We start from the raw sequence: 3180 nt of genomic DNA, 5'->3' as shown, positions 1-3180 counted from the left end.
TTTCTCTACACTAAATCAGTAGGTTAAGCTACGCTCGCCAACCCGAAATCGCCCGTCCGACGAATAATCCGGGTTAGACCGCCCCGAATTTGCGCTGAAGGGGCTGTCAGCGTTGTGCGAGCTGATTGATGTGAAGGAGTGGACGCCCCCCCTACGGGTCGTTCAATTTCTGATTGGCACCACTTCCACCGTGATGTGCGACAGGGTTTTGAACCGCGCCAGCAGCACCCGGTAATAGTCGGCATTTCGCGCCTTGTCGGTCACGACCGCGAGGATTGCGCCGAGATGCCCGGGTCCCAGACGCCACAGGTGCAGATCGGCGACTTGATCGCCATCGATCTCTATCGCGCTGCAGATATTGCCTGCCATCTTTTTATCGGGGTTCATATCGAGAAGGATGGCCCCGGTGTCGCGGACAAGGCCATATGACCAACTCGCAATCACGCACGCACCGACGATACCGGCCAATGGGTCCATCCACAACCAGCCGAAGGCGCGCGCGAGCAACAACCCGACGATGACGAGAACCGAAACGGCGGCGTCTGCAAAGACGTGGATGACGGCCGCGCGCATGTTATTGTCGCGGTGCGCCGATCCGTGTGCATGCTCATGTTCTTCGAACTGGACCGTGTGGTGTTCGTCGCCGATCCGTACATGGGCGGCGAACTGGTGCGGCTCGGGAATTTCATCGACCGATTCAATATAATCGCCCCGATCTGCGAAGACGAACGTCTGGCGGGTGCCACCGGGGCGCTCTATTTCGACGGAAATTTGCGCGCCATTTGCGCCGTGCAAACGGAAACGGGGCGGCACGCCGTCCTCGAAGACTTCCAGCGAAATCGGCCCCTGACTTGTTACAATATCGTGAGACTCGTCATGGCCGTCGTCATTATGGGCACGTCCGTGCGCGTGATCGTGATGATGATCACCGCCACTGCTCAGCAGCAGCGCGCTGACCACGTTGACGCCAAGGCCGAGGACAGCGATTGGGATCGCCTCCCCAAAATGGATCACGACTGGCTGGAATATCCGGCTGATCGACTCATAGCCGATGAGCAGCGCAATCATGGCGAGGATAATTGCGCTGGTGAACCCGGCGAGATCGCCGAACTTGCCGCTGCTAAAGGTGAATGCGTCGTTCGTCGCGTGCTTGCGGGCGTAGGTATAGGCAAGTGCTGCTAGCAGCAGCGCGCCAGCATGCGTGCTCATGTGCAAACCGTCGGCAACGAGGGCAATCGAGCCGAAAAACAGTCCGCCGACCATTTCGAGGACCATCATCGCGCCGCAGATCCAGATGACGGTCCACGTCTTGCGTGCGCTTTTGTCATGGCCTTCGCCGAGAAAGATATGGTCGTGAAGCGGGGCAGTAGCGGTTGCAGGCATGACAGGGTTCATTTCAGATAGGTGCGGACGACCGCAAGGAGCTGCTCGGTAGCCGCCGTATCGAGCGCGCCGGGGTATTTCTCATCATCGACAAGATGGGTGCGGACGTGATCCTCGACGACCTCGGCCATCAGTCCCGCTACCGCGCCCCGTACACCCGCGATCAGGTGCATCACCTGGGCGCATCCGGCTTCGCTTTCGAGCGCGCGCTCGATCCCATCCACCTGACCGCGTATGCGGCGGATGCGCGCCAGGAGGTTTTGTTTGTCTTCGATCGTGTGCGACATGAATTACCTAGTGGCATAGGGGGCTACCCCATATCAAGTTTAGTCGTTCAGCTTAACGCAATGGGCAGTGGCGCTGCCCCTTTCGATCGAAAGGTTTTGTATGAAGTTGCGCAACCGCCTGCGTTCGATCGCGATGGTCGATCAACTCGGACCGGGCCTCGTCACGGGGGCGGCTGACGACGATCCCAGCGGGATCGCAACCTATTCGCAGGCGGGCGCACAGTTCGGTTTCGGCCTCCTTTGGACGATGGTGCTGACCTATCCATTGATGGCGGCGGTTCAGCTCGTCAGCGCGCATATCGGTTGCGTCACCGGACACGGCCTCGCCAAGAACATGGGCGATCTCCTGCCTGGCCCCCTCGTCGGGGTCCTCGTGGCACTGCTGTTCGTCGCCAACACCTTCAACATCGGCGCGGATATCGCTGCAATGGGGTCCGCTGCCGAGCTTGTAACGGGCGTCAGCGCGCATCTGTACACCATCGGGTTTGCCGTGCTCTCGCTGCTGCTCCAGATGTTCGTCCCCTATTGCCGCTATTCGAAATTCCTGAAGTGGCTGACGCTCGTGCTGTTCGCCTATGTCGCAGTGCTGTTTTCGGTGAAACTCGACTGGGGCCAGGTCGCGCTTGGGATCGTCTGGCCATCCGTTCCCGGCAAGGACGCTGCAACGCTGATCGTCGCGATCTTCGGGACGACGATCAGCCCGTATCTGTTTTTCTGGCAGGCGTCGCAGGAGGTCGAAGAGATCAGCGACAAGCCGGAGGCCGAAGCACTCGTCGATGCGCCGTGGCAGGCGCGACGCGAATTCCGCCGCATCGGCTTCGACACCTTTGCCGGCATGGCAATCTCCAACCTGATCGCGCTCGCGATCATGATCGCCACTGCCGCCACACTTCACGCCTCGGGCAAGACCGACATCACGACCGCTGCGCAAGCCGCGCAAGCGCTTCAACCGATCGCAGGCAAGTTCGCGTTTTTGTTGTTCAGCCTCGGCATCATCGGCACCGGCTTGCTTGCTGTTCCCGTTCTGGCTGGATCGGCAGCGTTTGCCGTTGGCGAATCTCGTGGCTGGAAGGTGGGCCTCGAATACAAGCCGTGGGAAGCGACTGGATTTTATTCGATCATCAGTCTCGCCACGCTTATCGGCGTGGCGATCGACTGGTCTCCGCTCGATCCGATCAAGGCGCTGTTCTGGAGTGCGGTCATCAACGGGGTTGTCGCGGTCCCGATCATTGCAGCGATGATGGTTGTCGTCTCGAAGCATTCGGCAATGGGCAAGTTCACCGCCTCGGGCCAACTTCTATTTTTCGGCTGGGCGGCAACTGCGGTTATGGCATCGGCGGCGATCGCCATGTTCGCGCTCGGATAATGAGAGGCGGATGCTGCTACCGATGCCGGACTGGCTATGGGCACTGGCACCGATGTTGCCATCGAAAGGGCTTTGTTGCATAACGTCGCGAGAGCATAACCGCGCTTTTACTTGAAGATGTTATGAGAGGCGGACGGTCACCGG

The 3180-nt window shown here is 59.8% G+C and carries 3 protein-coding genes; 1 reads left to right on the top strand and 2 read right to left on the bottom strand.

Annotation, left to right across the window (positions count from 1 at the left end):
- Positions 1 to 162: 162 nt before the first annotated feature.
- Together dmeF and QN347_RS18890 are read right to left on the bottom strand one after the other, a co-directional pair.
- Positions 163 to 1395: a CDF family Co(II)/Ni(II) efflux transporter DmeF gene (dmeF, locus tag QN347_RS18895; protein WP_323494314.1), complete on the bottom strand. Its 1233-nt coding sequence runs from the start codon at positions 1393 to 1395 to the stop codon at positions 163 to 165.
- Positions 1392 to 1670 carry a metal/formaldehyde-sensitive transcriptional repressor gene (locus QN347_RS18890; RefSeq protein ID WP_322159920.1) on the bottom strand — a complete coding sequence of 93 codons (279 nt, stop codon included), beginning with the start codon at positions 1668 to 1670 and terminating at the stop codon, positions 1392 to 1394. The genes dmeF and QN347_RS18890 overlap by 4 nt, the downstream gene beginning before the upstream one ends.
- A 100-nt stretch (positions 1671 to 1770) precedes the next feature.
- Here QN347_RS18890 and QN347_RS18885 point away from each other — a divergent pair, with 100 nt between their 5' ends.
- Positions 1771 to 3036 carry a divalent metal cation transporter gene (locus QN347_RS18885; RefSeq protein WP_322159922.1) on the top strand — a complete coding sequence of 422 codons (1266 nt, stop codon included), beginning with the start codon at positions 1771 to 1773 and terminating at the stop codon, positions 3034 to 3036.
- The last annotated feature ends 144 nt before the right edge of the window (positions 3037 to 3180 follow it).

Source organism: Sphingomonas sp. 10B4 (genome assembly GCF_035019905.1).
GTDB lineage: Bacteria > Pseudomonadota > Alphaproteobacteria > Sphingomonadales > Sphingomonadaceae > Sphingomonas > Sphingomonas glacialis.
This window is presented reverse-complemented; position numbering and strand designations above follow the sequence as displayed.